This window comes from Anaerolineales bacterium, from assembly GCA_003105035.1.
Lineage (GTDB): Bacteria > Chloroflexota > Anaerolineae > Anaerolineales > UBA4823 > FEB-25.
The window spans coordinates 107,543-124,490 of sequence record PQAL01000024.1; the positions used below are offsets into that span (position 1 = coordinate 107,543).

14 protein-coding genes and 2 tRNA genes are annotated in these 16,948 nt (G+C 50.7%); 1 reads left to right on the top strand and 15 read right to left on the bottom strand.

Features of this window, described 5'->3' with window-relative positions; genetic code table 11:
• Nucleotides 1–8: 8 nt before the first annotated feature.
• The 15 genes from glmS to C3F13_10540 form a co-directional block, all read right to left on the bottom strand.
• A complete protein-coding gene (glmS, locus tag C3F13_10470) occupies nucleotides 9–1,850 on the bottom strand; it encodes a glutamine--fructose-6-phosphate transaminase (isomerizing) (protein PWB53035.1) in 1,842 nt (613 codons plus the stop codon).
• Nucleotides 1,851–1,915: 65 nt separating this feature from the next.
• Entirely contained in the window at nucleotides 1,916–3,619 is a 1,704-nt protein-coding gene (locus C3F13_10475) for a glutamine--tRNA ligase (GenBank protein PWB53036.1), read from the bottom strand.
• 58 nt (nucleotides 3,620–3,677) lie between these two features.
• Nucleotides 3,678–3,751, bottom strand: a tRNA-Gln gene (locus C3F13_10480).
• A gap of 71 nt (nucleotides 3,752–3,822) precedes the next feature.
• On the bottom strand, nucleotides 3,823–5,310 hold the full coding sequence (locus tag C3F13_10485) for a glutamate--tRNA ligase (protein PWB53037.1): 1,488 nt from the start codon (nucleotides 5,308–5,310) through the stop codon (nucleotides 3,823–3,825).
• A gap of 61 nt (nucleotides 5,311–5,371) precedes the next feature.
• Nucleotides 5,372–6,475: a hypothetical protein gene (locus C3F13_10490; protein PWB53038.1), complete on the bottom strand. Its 1,104-nt coding sequence runs from the start codon at nucleotides 6,473–6,475 to the stop codon at nucleotides 5,372–5,374.
• A 75-nt stretch (nucleotides 6,476–6,550) separates the two neighbouring features.
• Nucleotides 6,551–8,698, bottom strand: coding sequence for a hypothetical protein (locus C3F13_10495; GenBank protein ID PWB53039.1), 2,148 nt, complete (start codon nucleotides 8,696–8,698; stop codon nucleotides 6,551–6,553).
• Complete coding sequence (locus C3F13_10500) at nucleotides 8,668–9,168, bottom strand: hypothetical protein (GenBank protein ID PWB53040.1); 501 nt, start codon at nucleotides 9,166–9,168, stop codon at nucleotides 8,668–8,670. The genes C3F13_10495 and C3F13_10500 overlap by 31 nt, the downstream gene beginning before the upstream one ends.
• A gap of 9 nt (nucleotides 9,169–9,177) precedes the next feature.
• On the bottom strand, nucleotides 9,178–10,029 hold the full coding sequence (gene mreC, locus C3F13_10505) for a rod shape-determining protein MreC (GenBank protein ID PWB53041.1): 852 nt from the start codon (nucleotides 10,027–10,029) through the stop codon (nucleotides 9,178–9,180).
• 59 nt (nucleotides 10,030–10,088) lie between these two features.
• Nucleotides 10,089–11,171, bottom strand: coding sequence for a rod shape-determining protein (locus tag C3F13_10510; protein PWB53042.1), 1,083 nt, complete (start codon nucleotides 11,169–11,171; stop codon nucleotides 10,089–10,091).
• Nucleotides 11,172–11,240: 69 nt separating this feature from the next.
• Nucleotides 11,241–12,353 carry a hypothetical protein gene (locus C3F13_10515; protein PWB53043.1) on the bottom strand — a complete coding sequence of 371 codons (1,113 nt, stop codon included), beginning with the start codon at nucleotides 12,351–12,353 and terminating at the stop codon, nucleotides 11,241–11,243.
• A gap of 326 nt (nucleotides 12,354–12,679) precedes the next feature.
• Nucleotides 12,680–13,261 (bottom strand): Holliday junction branch migration protein RuvA, encoded by a 582-nt coding sequence (gene ruvA / locus C3F13_10520; protein ID PWB53044.1) that lies wholly within the window; start codon nucleotides 13,259–13,261, stop codon nucleotides 12,680–12,682.
• 27 nt (nucleotides 13,262–13,288) lie between these two features.
• Entirely contained in the window at nucleotides 13,289–14,194 is a 906-nt protein-coding gene (locus tag C3F13_10525) for an SAM-dependent methyltransferase (protein ID PWB53045.1), read from the bottom strand.
• Complete coding sequence (locus C3F13_10530) at nucleotides 14,194–14,694, bottom strand: crossover junction endodeoxyribonuclease RuvC (protein ID PWB53046.1); 501 nt, start codon at nucleotides 14,692–14,694, stop codon at nucleotides 14,194–14,196. The genes C3F13_10525 and C3F13_10530 overlap by 1 nt, the downstream gene beginning before the upstream one ends.
• Before the next feature lie 14 nt (nucleotides 14,695–14,708).
• Nucleotides 14,709–15,464, bottom strand: coding sequence for a YebC/PmpR family DNA-binding transcriptional regulator (locus C3F13_10535; GenBank protein PWB53047.1), 756 nt, complete (start codon nucleotides 15,462–15,464; stop codon nucleotides 14,709–14,711).
• A 69-nt stretch (nucleotides 15,465–15,533) separates the two neighbouring features.
• Complete coding sequence (locus tag C3F13_10540; GenBank protein PWB53048.1) at nucleotides 15,534–16,619, bottom strand: inositol-3-phosphate synthase; 1,086 nt, start codon at nucleotides 16,617–16,619, stop codon at nucleotides 15,534–15,536.
• A 152-nt stretch (nucleotides 16,620–16,771) separates the two neighbouring features.
• Between C3F13_10540 and C3F13_10545 the strand changes: the two genes are divergently transcribed.
• A tRNA-Pro gene (locus C3F13_10545) sits at nucleotides 16,772–16,849 on the top strand.
• The last annotated feature ends 99 nt before the right edge of the window (nucleotides 16,850–16,948 follow it).

A 16,948-nucleotide genomic window follows, 5' to 3' on the forward strand; every position in this document is an offset into this window, starting at 1 on the left:
GGAAAAATTTATTCTACAGTGACTGACTTGGCCAGGTTGCGGGGCTGGTCAACATCGAGGCCGCGCTTGGCGGCAATATGATAGGCTAACAGCTGTAGGGGAATCACAGTAACCACTGGGCTGAGCAGCCAGGGCGTTTCGGGGACCCACAGGACGTGATCGACTAGCGAAGGGATGATCTCGTCGCCATCAGTGGCAATGGCAATCACCACCCCGCCACGTGCCTTGGCTTGCTCGATCTGGCTGATCATCTTCTCATACCACGGATCGTGGGGTGCTAAAACGACCACGGGCATCTCGCGGTCAATCAGGGCAATCGGGCCATGCTTCATCTCACCAGCAGGATACCCTTCAGCGTGGATGTAAGAGATTTCCTTGAGTTTTAAAGCGCCTTCGTAAGCGATGGGCATATTAATCCCACGGCCCAAATACAAGCAGCTCCTGGTTTCTTTAAGCTGCTCTGCCACCACCTCCACTTCCTTCTGGCGGTCAAGGCATTTACCCACCAGGTCAGGTATCACCATCAAGCCTTTTACCAACTTCTGGCGTTCCTTCTCCTTTAATGTACCACGCAAATCGGCCAGTAAAATGGCGAGCATGTAGAGGTCGACAATGGGCGCCGTGAAGGCTTTGGTGGAGGCGACACCGATCTCAGGTCCAGTCTGCATGGAAATGTAACCGTCGGCGATACGCATGGCCTGAGTGCCAATGGCATTGACGATGGACCACAGCGTAGCACCCTTTCTGCGTCCCTCTTCCATGGCGGCCAAGGTATCGGCAGTCTCTCCCGACTGGCTGATTGCCAAAACCACTGTGGCGCGATCAATTATCGGGTCAGCGTAACGAAATTCCGAAGCAATCTCCATCTGAGTTGGGATGTGAGCGATGCGTTCCATGAGGATACGGCCGATCATAGCAGCGTGCGAAGCGGTGCCGCATGCAGTGATGACGATCTTCTCAATTTGGCGAGCTTTTTCAAGGGTAAGGTTCAGCTCATTTAACTGGATCCTGGCGTATTCTAAATCGATGCGACCAGCGATGGTGTCGGTCAGAGACCTTACCTGCTCGTTGATCTCCTTAAACATAAAGTGGCGGTATTCGCCTTTCTCAGCGGAAATCGGGTCCCAAGCCACAGTCTGCTCACGGTATTTCACTGGTTTACCATCCAGGGTTTGAATACTCAGCCCATCCGCGGTAACGATGGCCATCTGGCGAGATTCGAGAAAGACCACACGCCGTGTGTGCTCTAAAATTGCGGGTAAATCGGATGCAATGAACATCTCGTTTTCGCCTATGCCAATCACCACCCCACCGGCATTCCCGATGCGAGCAGCGACGATTTTATCAGGCTCGAGAGACGACATCAAAACGATGCCGTGGGCGCCTTTGAGCTGTCGCATGGCTTTTTGAGCTGCCTCCACCAGGCTGGTCTCGGTGGACTGGTAGCGCTCCACCAGCTGGACGATTACTTCCGTATCAGTCTCGGAGCTGAATACGGCCCCCTCTTCACACAAGTCATTACGCAGTTCGAGGTAATTTTCAACGATCCCATTATGGACAACGACCACATTACCGGTCATGCCAATATGAGGATGGGCATTTCGTGCACTCGGTTCGCCATGGGTTGCCCAGCGGGTGTGACCGATACCAACCTGACCTGAAACCGGGATCTCAGAAACAAGTTCGGCTAATTTACTGAGCTTGCCCACATCCCGTCGTACCTCGATGTGATCATTCTGGATGATTGCTAAGCCAGCCGAGTCGTAGCCGCGGTACTCAAGGCGTTTCAACCCATTCAGGATGATGGGTGTGGCATTTTTAGGTCCGATGTAACCGACAATTCCGCACATAATTCCATCCTTTATTAAACAGCAGGGTATGACATAAGAAACCTATCATACCCTGACGAAAAACACTATGAATTGGCTTTGTTCTTGTGAGCTTCCTCGATCTTAGCCCAGGTATCACGCAGGGGAACGATACGATTGAAAACAAGGTGCTCTGAGGTTGATTCCGGATCCACGACGAAATAACCTTCGCGCTCAAATTGATAACGCATACCTCTGGTTGCAGTAATCAAGCCATGCTCAGCTTTACAATTATCGACAATTTTAAGGGAGTCGGGGTTGACATAATCAAGAAAATCAGCACCCTCATCCAGATTACTCATATCGGAGCGGGTGAACAGGCGGTCATACAGCCTGATTTCTACGTCGATGGCATTATGGGCGGAAACCCAATGCAAAGTGCCCTGCACCTTGCGGCCATCGGGAGCATAACCACCGCGCGTGGCAGGATCATAGGTGCAGTGCAACTCTACCACTTCACCCGTAGCAGGATCCTTGATTACATCGACGCAGGTAATAAAATAACCGTAGCGTAAGCGGACTTCCCGCCCCGGAGCCAGGCGGAAATATTTCTTCGGAGGATCTTCCCGAAAGTCATCGCGATCAATATAGATCTCGCGTGAGAATGTCACCTTGCGCGTTCCGGCAGACAAATCTTCAGGATTATTAACCGCCTCCAGCTCCTCGACCTGACCTACCGGGTAATTATCTATCACGACTTTTAATGGATGCAGGACTGCCATGACTCGTGGAGCATGAAGGTTCAAATCATCACGCAACATGGACTCTAATAGGGCAATATCGACCAGGTTGTTGTGGTGCGGAACGCCTACAGCCTCAAGAAACCGCAGGATGACCTCCGGAGGATAACCCCGCCGGCGCATGCCAGACAAAGTCGGCATACGTGGGTCGTTCCAATCATGCACATATTCATCCTTGACCAGTTTAAGCAGCATACGCTTGCTCATCACGGTGTAGCTAAGGTTGAATCGACCGAATTCGATTTGCCTGGGATGATAGATTTCCAGCTCGTCAAGGAACCAATTATAAAGCGGCCGATGATCTTCATACTCTAATGAGCATAATGAGTGGGTGATGCATTCGATCGAATCACTCTGCCCGTGAGCAAAATCATACATTGGGTAGATACACCAGGCATCGCCAGTGCGGTGATGGGTGGAATGTAGGATGCGATACATGACTGGATCGCGCATGTTCATGTTGCCGGCTGCCATATCGATCTTGGCACGCAACACCCGTGCTCCATCAGGGAATTCGCCTTTGCGCATGCGCTCGAACAGGTCTAGGTTTTCCTCGACACTGCGGTTACGGTAAGGACTGTTCTTGCCGGGCTCAGTGAGCGTGCCACGGTACACCCTGATCTCCTCAGCGGAGAGATCATCCACGTAGGCTTTGTTCTTCTTGACCAGCTTTACAGCAAATTGGTAGAGCTGCTCGAAATAATCGGAAGCATAGAAGAGGCGATCTTCCCAATCGAATCCCAACCAGTGGATATCCTCCTGAATCGATTCAACATACTCCACATCCTCTTTGACCGGGTTGGTGTCATCGAAGCGGAGGTTACACTTGCCACCGAACTCTCGTGCCATGCCGAAATCGATGCTGAAGGCCTTCGCATGACCGATATGAAGGTAACCGTTCGGTTCCGGTGGGAAACGAGTGTGAACATGGTCATAGCGGCCTGATATCAAATCAGCCTGAATGGCTTCACGGATGAAATGAGTGGGAGTTGAAGATGGTATATCAGTCATGGGATCCTCCTCGCTTACAAAAACACCCCGGCTCAAGCTGACGGGGTGTTCTGAGCTCTGGCTGGGGGCAAAGGATTCGAACCTCTACATACAGATCCAGAGTCTGCTGTCCTACCATTAGACGAGCCCCCAGTAATTAGCAGGCAAAATTTTACCACGCCAGACGTGCTGCGTCCAGCCTGGTATCGGTATTCAGGTGATTTCTACATTTTTTCCAGTGTATGCGCCGCAGTGTTTATTCGCTCGAGAATCTTCTCCTTACCAATGATCTCCATGCATTCAAATAGCGGTGGGCTGTTCTTCTGCCCCGTCACCGCAGCCCGGATGATGCCAAACACCTGGCCGGGTTTTAAGCCGGATTGCTCCACAAATTCTCGCAAGAGAGGTTCTGCCTGGTTTTTGTCTATCTCTGGCAACCCGCTGAGGATCGTGTAGACCTGCCTGGCAATATGGGCCGATTCTGTTGAGGTAAGCTTATCACCAATCAGCTCTGCTGGAACGGGGGTGACTTCATCCTTGAATAAGAAACCTGCAACGGGGATAACATCATCCAGGGTAACCAGGCGCTCCCGGATGATGGGAATTGCTTGCAATAGCTTGTCCTCATCCAATTGTAGGCCAGCAATGGCGATATAGGGTGCCAATCTTTGGGCCAGGTCATCATTTGGGAGATTACGGATATGTAGCCCATTGAAATAATCCAGTTTGGTGAAATTAATCGCTGCTGGGGAGGGATTCAGGTGTTCCAGGTTGAATTTCTGAACCAGCTCCTGTAGGGTGAAGAACTCTGTGCGGTCATCATAGCTCCAACCCATCAATGCCACCCAATTGACCACACCCTCAGGGATGTAACCCAAATCCTTCAAGTCTTTGATAAATATCGAGTACCCATCCTGGATGAGTTGGGAGGTTTCGCGTTTGCTCATCTTTCCTTTGCCACTCGGTTTAAGGAAGACTGACAGGTGGATGAACTCCGGCTCCTGCCAGCCAAAGGCACGGATTATGTGAGCATGCAGCGGAAAAGTGGACAGCCATTCAGAACCCCGGATGACATGCGTGATGTCCATCAGGTGATCATCCACCATGGCTGCCAGGTGGTAAAGCGCCAGTCCATCCGAGCGCACGATGACGTGGTCATCCAGTGCGGAGTTCTCTACCGTGATATCACCACGGAGCAAATCATGAGCTGTGATCGAGCCAGACTCTGGAACCTTGAAACGAATCACATGTCGCTCCCCATTGGCAACCCTGGCAGCGGCCTCAGCGGGATTCAATCGGCGACAAAGACCGTCATAGCGCGGATTTTCTTTACGGCTTTGCTGCTCCCTGCGTACTTGCTCCAGGCGCTCAGGGCTGCAAAAGCAATAATAGGCATGGCCACTTTCAATTAATCTACGGGCATGCTCGGCATAAATCTCCCGGCGTTGCGTCTGGTAGTACGGGCCATGCGGTCCGCCTAGTCCGGGCCCTTCATCCCAGTCAATACCCAGCCAATGCAGGCTATCGATCAGCTCTTGCTCAGCCCCGGGAACATAGCGCTTTTGGTCGGTATCCTCAATGCGCAAGATAAATGTCCCACCGGTCTGGCGGGCAAGCAAGTAGTTATACAGGGCTGTACGCCCACTCCCCAGGTGGGTTCTCCCTGTTGGAGAGGGTGCAAATCGCACTCGAACTGGATTTAATTGAGCCACAAAGCGTCTCCTTGATGATTTCTTGTGTCTATGCGCAATGCACTAATATTTTTATCGATAATTAGAACTCAAGCGGCTTATGGCGCAGGATCACACTTTCAACCAGGCCTACCCCTAACAACAAGGAGAGCAAGGAGCTCCCCCCATAACTGATGAAGGGCAGCGGTAGTCCTGTAGCGGGTAAAAGCTTTAAATTAACGCCGATATTCACCATACCCTGGAATGCCAGGAGAACTGCAACCCCAAAGGCGATCAGGGAACCAAACGTATCCCGTGCCAACCGAGCCACTCGCAGGCAGCGATAAATGATAAATAAAAGCAGAACCATGATGAGCACCGAACCGATAAAACCGAATTCTTCTGCAGTGGCTGAAAAAATAAAATCTGACCAGCGTACCTTGAGAAATCGCAGGTGAACCTGGGTGCCCTGATTGTAGCCCTTGCCCAGCAGACCACCCGACCCGATGCTGATCAGGGCTTGCTGGATATTATAGGTCTCGCCCTGTGTGGCATTCGGGTCAGAAATCAGAAAATTCAAAATGCGCTGTTGCTGATAGTCGGCTAGGAGAGGATAAGCAACGAAAGGTATGATCAGGCCGGCCGCGCCAAAGATGAACAGGTATTTCACCTTTAAACCACTGGCCCATAAAAGGGCAAACCAAATGGCCAATATCACCAATGAGGTGCTCAAGTTCGGCTGCAGGATAATCCAAACCACAATACCCAAGGTATATAAAAGGCTGCGCCCAATCCAGGTGAGATTTTCCAGTTTTTCTAGATTCCTGGAAAAAAAATCTGCCAGGACCAGGATCACCACGATTTTGGCAATCTCGGAGGGTTGGATCAGGATCACCCCGGTATCGAACCAGCGAGCGGAACCATAAAGAGCCTGACCGGCAATAGTCAGGGCACCCAAAAAGATGGCGGTAATGATGTACATTGGACGGCTAATGGATGCCCAGAGATGGTAATCTATGGCTGCGGCAATGAAGATGACCGCGAAACCCAGAACGGCAAAGATGATCTGGCGCTGGACAATATTGGTGGACTCAAGCTCGATGTTCCCAGCCACCGAGGACCGAATCATTGTAATGCCAAAAATGGTCATCAATGCGACCGCACCCAATAACCAGAAATCGAAGTGACGCCAGTTCGTTTGACTCATTCGTAAAAGATTATCTCGCCCTTACATGCTCAGTAAATTTCGCCAGATTATAGCATTGCTGATCAACACCCGTAGCTAAGGAGTCAGGGTACTGTCAGCCGCCTTGAGCTCAAAGTATGCCTCCAAGACCCGCCTGACGATGGGGCCAGCGACAGTGGAACCTTCCTGGCCATTGTAAACGAACGCCACCACGGCAATCTCGGGGTCTTCGTAAGGCGCAAATGCCACCGTCCAGGCATGTGAGGGCCAGTTACCCGGCTCACACAGGTTCTTTGCCTGGGCAAATTCGTCACAATACTCGGCTGTGCCAGTCTTACCAGCAACAGCGATGTTTACATTCTCAAATACATCCTTTAATGTGCCTTCCAGTACAGCCAGACGCATCCCCTGGCGAATTTGGTCAAATACCCAGGGTTGCACTGTTTTCATTTCTCCGGTAGGCTGGCAACCCCGGATGGTGTTATCTTCGAAGACCTGGATGACCGGATCTGCGGTGAGGTCCCAACGCTCACGAGGGGTAAAGGGTTGAGTGACGTTGCCTTCACTGTCTAGTACTTCGTAAAGCAATGTGGGAGCCATCAGCTTACCCCCACTTGCCACCGTGGCAGCTGACATCAGCACCTGGAGAGGGGAAGCCAGATCATACCCTTGACCGACGCTGGAGATATAAGTATCACCTGTGGACCAGCTTTCACCCTGGTTGATGCGTTTCCAGGTTGGATCGGGAATCAAGCCGGCAGCCACATCCGGCAGCTCGATCTCTGGTGTCTTGTAACCACTCGGTAAGCCAGCATACCCATCATCCAATTCCCCGTATCCGAGGGCACGTGCATAGGTGCCCAAGCGGCAGATACCCAAACCGGGATCGACTTCATCTTCATATCCACCACCCACCTTGTAGAAATAAACATTACTGGAATTGGCAATGGCATGCACAAAATCGAGCTGGCCGAAGCCATCAGGATTGGTTTTATAGATCCAATCAACAAAATCGCGCGGTCTGCCGGGGTCGTTGGCATAATAAATCTGCTTGACAGTGATCTTTCCAGGTGTTTTTATGATCTCATCCGGTGTGACGATACCTTCGTTCAGCCCACCCGTTGCTGTGACCAGCTTGAACACCGAGCCTGCTGGCAGCTCAGAACCCACCGCCAGGTTGAGCAGTGGGTTACGTTTGTCAGCGATTAGCTGTTGGTAATAGTAAGCCGGGATAATTCGAGCCATGCGATTATTCTCGTAAGTCGGATAATTCACTAAGGCCAGGATCTCACCAGTGCGGGGATTCATAGCAATCACGGCGCCGCTGGTCATGCGTTCTTCGTCAAAGGACTGGTTCCAATCCATAATCTCGTCCTGGAGAATAGACTGGGCAGCCTGTTGCAAGCGGGTATCGATGGTGAGTACGACGCTGGAACCTGGGGTTGCAGGTTGAGGTGGGACGAGGTCATCGAGGATCTGGCCAGCGATATCCCACTCAACCACTCTGTGGCCATTCACACCGGCCAGCAAATTTTGAAAATACAGCTCAACACCGGCGTAACCTACCTTATCGCGGTTGGGTACGAAGCCTTGCGAACGATAGTACTCTTCTTCGGTGGCCGGTATTGGTCCTAGGAAACCGATGACAGAAGCAGTCAGCGAGCCGGTCGGATAATCACGCACCGGGACCACATCAACGCCTACGCCAGGCCAGTTTCCAGTATTCTCCTGGATCACCAGGGCAACTTCCTCTTTTACATCACAAGCAATTTTCACCGGTTCATACGGAGCAGTAGTTTCACCATATGTCACGATTTGGGTAATCCCATGGTCAGAAATGCATGGGACAAATGGATCATTTGGTGAAACCTCTCCACGATTTACCGGAACACTTGTGAGGTTGGATATTTCGCGGAAGATATTCTGGATCTCGCCGTCATCATCGGGTAAATTTGCTGGAGTGATCACCACGTTATAAGAGGGGATATTTCGGGCCAGGATGAACCCCTGGCGGTCATACACCATGCCGCGCGTTGCAGGCAAATTGATCTCGTGTGTGCGGTTCTCATTGGATTTAGCCAGCCAGGTTGAATACTCTACTACCTGTAAGCTGAATAAACGACCAACATAAATGAGGAAAAGGGCGATCAATATTGCACCAAAGAGGATGATGCGCCAGGGGGCAACCATATTTTGAAGGGCAGCAGAACTTTTCATACCTTTAACTCTTCCGGGTATAACCATCCGGCCAAATCATGGGTTATCGAAAAGATGGGCACGGACAGGATTAGATTTAATATCAAGCTAGGTAGGATGATCAAATTTAATACACTGATCAGCGGGAGATTCACACCGCTTACCAGTCGTGCAGCAAATGAAATAAACATTACCAACAAGGTGCTGATGAATGTAGCCGCCAGCATGGCTAATACGGGGGCTTTCCATACGCGCTGTTTTAAAAGGCGACCAATTCCCGCACAGATAAAGTAGGTGATTAGGTAGACTCCGAAGGGTAAAGCAGAATACAGGCTGGCGAAGATCCCCCCGATCAGGCACCACTGCCAAACGGATGTGACCCGATCCTGCAGAGCCCAGGCCAGGATAAAAAGCAGGATCAAGTCAGCCGTGCCATTCAACAAAGGCATGGCGCTGACAATTGTACTCTGGATAATAGCCAGTATGCCGAAAAGAATTAAGCCAGCAAGATTCGCCATTTTCGATAATCAGGGGTTGGTGGAAGACGGAACCAGAGGAGTAATATCAACGGGTTGGAAATTTGTGATAACCAAGACGATCGACAACTGTGAAAAATCGACCGCAGGTTGCACGCTGGCAGTTTGAAACAATGCGGAAGCTTCAGATTTAACCGTCAATACCTGGCCGATAAGCAAGTTGGCCGGGTAATTTCCTCCCAAACCAGACGTCATCACCAGCTCACCAGGGAGAACGGTGGCATTTTGGCTGATCATATTCAGCTCAATCTCACCTGTGATCTGCCCGTTGAGGACTGCCTCTTCACCGGATTCCTGCAGGATGACATTGACACTTGAGCCCGGATCATTGATCAGCTGGACACGTGCAGCTCCGGCCGTTACTGCGGCGATGTTGCCAATCAATCCTTGAGCGGTGATGACCGGCATACCTTTTCGCAGCCCGTCATCTGAGCCACGGTCAATAATCACATAATGCATGAAAGGGCTGATATCCCGGGCAATCACCGAAGCTGCCATATACTGGTTTTCAACATGCCGCCGTTCATAATCAACGAGTGTCGAGAGCAGCTGCGCTTCAGTAACCTGCTGCTGAAGTTCGACGATCTGGACCTGTAACTTGGAATTTTCCGCCTCAAGCTGGGCATTTTTTTGGCGGAGTGAGGTGACATCCTCGGGCTGGGCGATCAAGCTCTGAATTGCCTGGTAACGCTGAGCCAACCAACTTTGTGCTGATACAAATGGAGACAACACGATTCTGGATAACGGGGTCAGATATCCACCCAATGCCAGGCCGATGACGCCCAAGGCGACTAAAATGAGGATGATAAATTGCGTGCTACGCGGAGAATTAATTTTCATCATATGAGGCTCATTAATCTTTGGGACACACAACTAAAAATGACGAAGTTCCGCCTCGCCCCTTATGAGCCAAATTGAGCATGCCGACCATCACTCGAACGTTCCAGGCTGGTCAGCAGGTGATTTAAAATATCATAGTTCTCGAGCACTGAGCCTGCACCTCGTGCAACACAGCTCATTGGATCTTCAGCGACCCACACCCGGATTTTGAGCTCCTCACTCAACCGGCGGTCCAAACCCTGCAGCAACCCACCGCCGCCCGAAAGGCAGACCCCGGTCTCCATCAGGTCGGCGATGATCTCAGGAGGGGTCTCATCCATGGCGTCCTTGACGGTATCGATGATGGTGTTCACTGAGACTGATATCGCTTCACGGATTTCCACTGATGACACTTCCACGCTTTCCGGCAAGCCAGTCACCAGGTTCCTGCCGCGTAGGATGATGGTTTTTTCCTCTGGTAAATGGGTGGCAGATCCGATATTGATTTTAGCCTGTTCGGCAATCCGCTCACCGATCAGCAGGTTATATTTATTACGCATATACTGGACGATATCCTGATCCAACTCGTCACCGGCTACACGCAAAGAGCGCGAGACGACAATCCCGCCCATGGAAATCACCGCTACCTCGGAGGTCCCGCCACCGATATCGACGATCATGCTGCCGCGAATCTCATTGACCGGTAATCCGGCTCCCAGGGCAGCTGCCATGGGCTCTTCAATCAAACCAGCTTCACGCGCCCCAGCCGACATGGCCGCATCATACACGGCGCGTTTCTCGACTTCGGTAGCACCAGAAGGAATACCCACCACCACGCGTGGGCGTGGTACAGGAACGATGCTCTGGCGGTGAGCTTTTTCTATAAAATATTCAAGCATGGCCTGGGTGATCTCGAATTCTGAGATGACCCCGTCACGCAATGGTCGGATGGCAATCACATTGGGTGGGGTGCGTCCCATCATTTCCTTGGCTTCGGCACCGATCGCCAGGGGAATGCGCGTGCGTTTATCAATCGCGACCCATGAAGGCTCATTGATCACGATGCCTTTTCCACGAACATTGACCAAGGTGTTTGCGGTTCCCAGATCAATCCCAATATCAAGGGAGAAAAAGCCCAACAACCAATTAAGGGGGTTAAAAGCCAATCTCAGCTCCTGGTAATTATTGCCAAGGGGCACATGGCACTGCCATTATCGACTAAAAACATTATACCATCACGCATCTAGGTAATATGTATGGGAGGCATTGGCACAAGGGTTACCCCAGGCTATGTGCATGGCCCGCGCTGTCAGGTCGATGACCATGGAGTTGACTGTCTTCTCCCGATCGAGGAGATCCATATCATCCAAAGCATGGTTGCAAATGGAATTGGGAAAATTTATGTGGTCCCGCTGGATGGTCTGGAGTGTTTTTATCGTGTGCTGGTCTGATTCGCGCAGAAGCCGATTGGCTCGCAGGTACCGGACCCGGGTTGAAATGAGCTCATCGGGCTCGTATTCAATCACCTGCATATTGGGATCGAGATAGTGATTTGTGTGAACCATATAGCCATCATCAGCGTAAAGAATGGCAAACTTGCGAGCGGAAACTTCAACGCTGTAGATTTCACCACTTTCATGCGCTAACAGGTGGTTATAACCAGCCGCGCGGCGAGGAATTAAGCATTGACGGATAGCTTCGCTGGGAGTCTTGGCTGCCAGGATGGCTCGTGAGACTACCAAGCGGGGGATACCGATCCGACTATCATTGGGATAGACTGAATCACAGCATTGGGCAATGCCATAAGCATTGAAGCCGATGTTCGGCAGCAAGGCTCCGTACGTCATGGCCAGGAAGGGCGGGTCATCATCCGGTTCTGCATGGATCAGAAAGACATCCGGCTCATCTTCAGGTATCCAATCTTCATTATGGCCGATCAGAACATGTCCATCAGCTGTATTCGTCTCACTGATAGCCATGCTGGTGCACTTGCTTAGATGCAGGGCATCCATGGTGACTGCTTCAAGCGCATTCACCACGCCAACATCATCAAAATCCACATTAGCCCCCTCAGATAAGCCAAATAACTCATCTACATATTCGGGGTATCTCTCCTGGGCAAACGGCAGGTATTTACGTCCCTGCATGCGGGCACCGTCCCAATCCAGCTCAAGCGTTTCGTAGGTGCAGCGGATCAGATCACGCGTGTTCTCCAGGTGATGACGAATTTGCTCACGAAATGCCTCACCGACCTGCCTGCCGATCTCCTTATGCGTCCCCTTTACTTTAATGATGGGAATGGGATCGGGGTGAATAAAATTGTTGGGAATATTAATCTCTAAATTCATAGGAAAATAAATCCGCTCATAAATAGCTGCTATTTAATTACACGTCGACACGAGCAGCAGATATACTGTCTTTGATCCCGGACAATAAGATGGAAATCCCTTATACCCGGCCTGTTTGACGATATATTCGAGAATGTGAAAAGTATAGCATATAAATCCATGATTTTCTCGCATGGCATACGGGCATCACCATCATTAATCAGATACTTATATAACGATATGCTAGTTAACCGGCCTTATCGGAAGCGTCACCTGAATCGCACTATTCACGTACGCCAGGACGAAAGCACAACTTATCGAGCGAAGTGAAAAGTAATTGGGAATGATTACGGAGTGGAAAAATATTGCAAGGCTATGCGTAGACGTGTCTCCACGTCCTGAGGGGTATCGCGTGGGATATACTGCAAGGCTGCCTGAGCTTCAACCAGGCTATATCCAAGGGAGGTGAGAGCTGCCAGTACCTCGGTGTCCACCTCGCTGATTCTTGACAGGGGAGCCAATCCTTCCGTGGATGGCAGGCGGTCCTGCAAATGCAGCACGATCTTTTGGGCAGTCTTATTCCCGATGCCAGGCACTCGGCTAAAAACCTCCGCCTGGTCATTAAACACTGCCCGGCGGATTGTATCTGGTGTCAGGGTTGAGAGGATGCTCATTGCGAGGCGCGGTCCTACGCCATTAACGCTGAGTACCAGGTCAAACACTTCACGGCCCTCTTTGGTTTCAAAACCGCATAAAATCCAGGCGTCCTCCCGGACGATCATACGGGTAAATAAGTAAATATTCTCTCCCGGTTGAAGGCGATCACGCAAGGGCACAGGTACCAGTACATGGAAGCCAACCCCATTGACATCCACAATGATCCCATCGGATTCTTGAGAAATAACATTACCGTGCAAGATGGAAATCATGATCGCCTCCTTAAGTACTAGTTCCGCTTAATCCGCTGACCATCGTGAAGTTATCGCCATCGATAAGATTCGCCCAGCGCTGGTTTCATGGGTTACCAGCTCGCCTGTCGACAAGCTCCCCCGATAGGATTGCATCAATTCCTGGACAGCAAAATGCAGGGATAATGCAGATGCCCGAATGGCATAAGCGGTGATCACCAGGAAAAGTGGCTGGGGCGGGAACAAGGGCTTGATCTGTTGCAACAAGTAGGGCAGCATCTTGAAGAACTCCCACACCTCACCTTTTGGACCTCGGCCAAACTTAGGCGGATCCATGATAATGCCATCATAATGCACACCCCTGCGGGCCTCGCGTTGGACGAACTTCACTGCATCATCAATGATCCAACGAATTGGTTTATCTTGCAAGCCTGATAGCAGCTGATTTTCACGGGCGTACGAAATGGCCTTCTTAGAAGCATCCAGGTGGGTGACATGCGCTCCTGCCTGGGCGGCAGCCAGTGTAGCCAGACCGGTATAACCAAATAAGTTTAAAACATTGACCGATGACTTGGATGCAGTGATGGTCTTACTAAGCCAATCCCAATGCGTGGCTTGCTCGGGAAATACACCCAGGTGACGTGAATTGCTGGTACGGGCGATGAACTTTAGCTCGCGGTAGTGCATCTCCCACTGGAGATCAATCTTCTTTGTAAAATGCCAATTCCCACCGCTCTCGTCACTGGTGGGCTGGAATACAGCCACTGCTTTTTCCCATTCTTTCTGCTGTAAGGCAGGATTCCAGACCGCTTGATGCTCGGGGCGGATAAAGCGGTACGATCCATATCGCTCAAGCTTTAAGCCGTCACCACTATCTAATAGCTCATAATCCTTCCACGAGGTGGAAGTGAACAATTCGATCATTGGCGACTTGCTCGGATAATCAGTTTTCATCAACGACTCTGATCATAAAGCCTGAGGATTTTTTGGCTGTGAATGTGGCAGATGGCAACAGCCAGGGCATCCGCTGCATCATCAGGTTGGGGTATTGATTCCAGGCATAATAATGCCCTGACCATTTGCTGAACTTGAGATTTTTCAGCTGCCCCATAACCTGCCACCGCCTGCTTCACTTCCAGTGGAGTGTATTCACCAATAGGCAGATTCTGCTCTGCCATAGCCAGCAGGGCCACACCACGCGCCTCACCGACATGGATGGCAGTCCGTACATTCCGCTCAAAAAAAAGCTTCTCCACCGCACCTGTGATGGGGTGGTGGAGAAGGATGAGATTTTTAATTTTATGGTAAAGCTGGACCAAACGCTCAGCCTGTGATTCGTCAGACTTTGTGCGGATCACTCCATAATCAACAACCGTGAGGCTACCATCCTGCTCTTCATTGATCAGTCCATATCCGGTGATCGCCGTACCAGGATCAATCCCTAAGGTGATCATCCTTACCTTGACTGCTAATCTTGCTCAAGCCTTGCAATCGCCTCATCGGTGATGGTCAGGTTTGAGAACACCTCCTGGACATCATCCAGCTCTTCAAGCACTTCGATCGTACGCATGACCTGAACGGTAGCATCGGGTGCCAGTTCAATCTCATTCTTGGGAATCATGCGTAACCCGGCTTCCTCTGGCGTTATGCTGGCAGCATGCAAGCTATCGGAGATCGCCTTAAAGGAATCTACCGGACCAATGATCTCGATGGAATCCTTATCAAAAATGACGTCATCCGCACCGGCTTCTACGGCTAGCTCGAAGACCTTGTTTTGATCGACACCTTGTGCAGGAAAGGAGAAATAAGCAGATTTGTTGAACTGCCAGCCTACCGAGCCAGCTTCAGCCATGCTCCCGCCATTGCGAGTGAGGGCATGGCGAATCTCAGCTACGGCACGGTTCCGATTATCGGTCACCACGTTAATCATCAAAGCCACACCGTGATTGGCATATCCCTCGTAATATACCTGCTCGAGCTCTCCACCTTCTTTGCTTTCACCGGTACCCCGCTTGATTGCCCGCTCGATATTATCCTTGGGCATATTCTGCGCCCGGGCACGGTCGATGGCAAGTTCTAAGCCTACGTTGGTTGAGGGATCACCACCACCTTCACGAGCCGCCATGGCGATTTCACGCGCTAAGCGAGTAAAGATTTGACCACGTTTAGCGTCGGCGGCACCTTTCTTTCGCCGAATCGTAGCCCAATGCGAATGTCCTGACATAGATGAACTCCTACGAGAATGCTATTAAAAGAAAAGGGTTACTCTTTGAGAACGGAAATTATACCATGCCTACTCTTTGCCGCGGATGTACGCTTCCGTCATCTCACGGGCGATGTCATCTTTGAACTGCTTGGGTGGGGTTTTCATAAAATAGGAAGAAGGGCCGATGAGCGGACCAGCAATGTTCCGGTCGAGAGCGAGCTTGGCGCAACGGACAGCGTCTATGACCACACCTGCTGAATTGGGTGAATCCCAAACTTCTAATTTAACTTCCAGGTTCAATGGCACATTCCCGAATGTCGTGCCTTCCATCCTTACATAACACCACTTACGGTCAGACAGCCAGGGGACATAATCACTCGGACCGACGTGAACATCGGTCTCGGGCAGCGTGTAAGGGAGCATGCTGGTCACCGCGCCAGTCTTTGAAATTTTCTTGGATTCCAGCCGTTCACGCTCGAGCATATTGAGGAAATCAGTGTTACCACCAAAATTTAACTGGTAGGTACGGTCCAGTTTTACACCCCGGTCGACAAACAGGCTGGTGAGCACCCGGTGAAGGATGGTAGCACCCACCTGACTCTTGATGTCATCGCCAATGATGGGCAAATTACGCTCCTGAAAACGCTTAGACCAATATTCCGAGCTGGAGATAAAGACCGGGATGGCATTCACAAACGCACAACCGGCTTCCAGGATCTGCTCAACATACCATTTCGTTGCCATTTCCGAACCGACTGGCAGGTAGTTGATAACAACATCGGTTTTGGTGTCTTTCAGGATGTTGATGATATCGGCAGTCGGCCCAGGGGCTTTCTTGACAACCTGTGACAGATATTTCCCCAACCCATCATGGGTCATCCCTCGAGCGACGGGCACATTCAGCTTGGGTACCTCAATGAATTTATAGGTATTATTTGGAAAGGCGTAGATGGCTTCGGATAAATCCTTGCCAACCTTGGTATCCACCACATCAAATGCGGCGGAGAACTCGATATCTCGTATGTGATACCCGCCCAGGTTGACATGCATGATACCGGGGATCTTCTCATCTTTCTTAGCATTCTGATAGAAAGATACCCCCTGAACCAGCGAAGAGGCACAATTACCGACACCGATAATGGCTACACGAACTTTTTTATCACCGTTACTCACAGAAATCCTCCTGGTTTAAAAAAAAATTAACCGGTAGATGATATCATTTGATACCTAAAACTGTCCATAGTAAATGAACTGAATCAGGCAGTATGCAGGATCAGCCATTGTCCTTGCCAAAGCATCCAGGCTAGATTATAATCCCACCCGTTCGGGGCGTAGCGCAGTCCGGCTAGCGCGCACGGTTCGGGTCCGTGAGGTCCCGAGTTCAAATCTCGGCGCCCCGACCAGCTTGCTGACCGCGAAATCTCCTTCAGGTTTGAAAGGAGATTTCTATTTAAGCTCATTTTGCATAATGAGTGAACATCACTGATTGTTGGGAATGGATA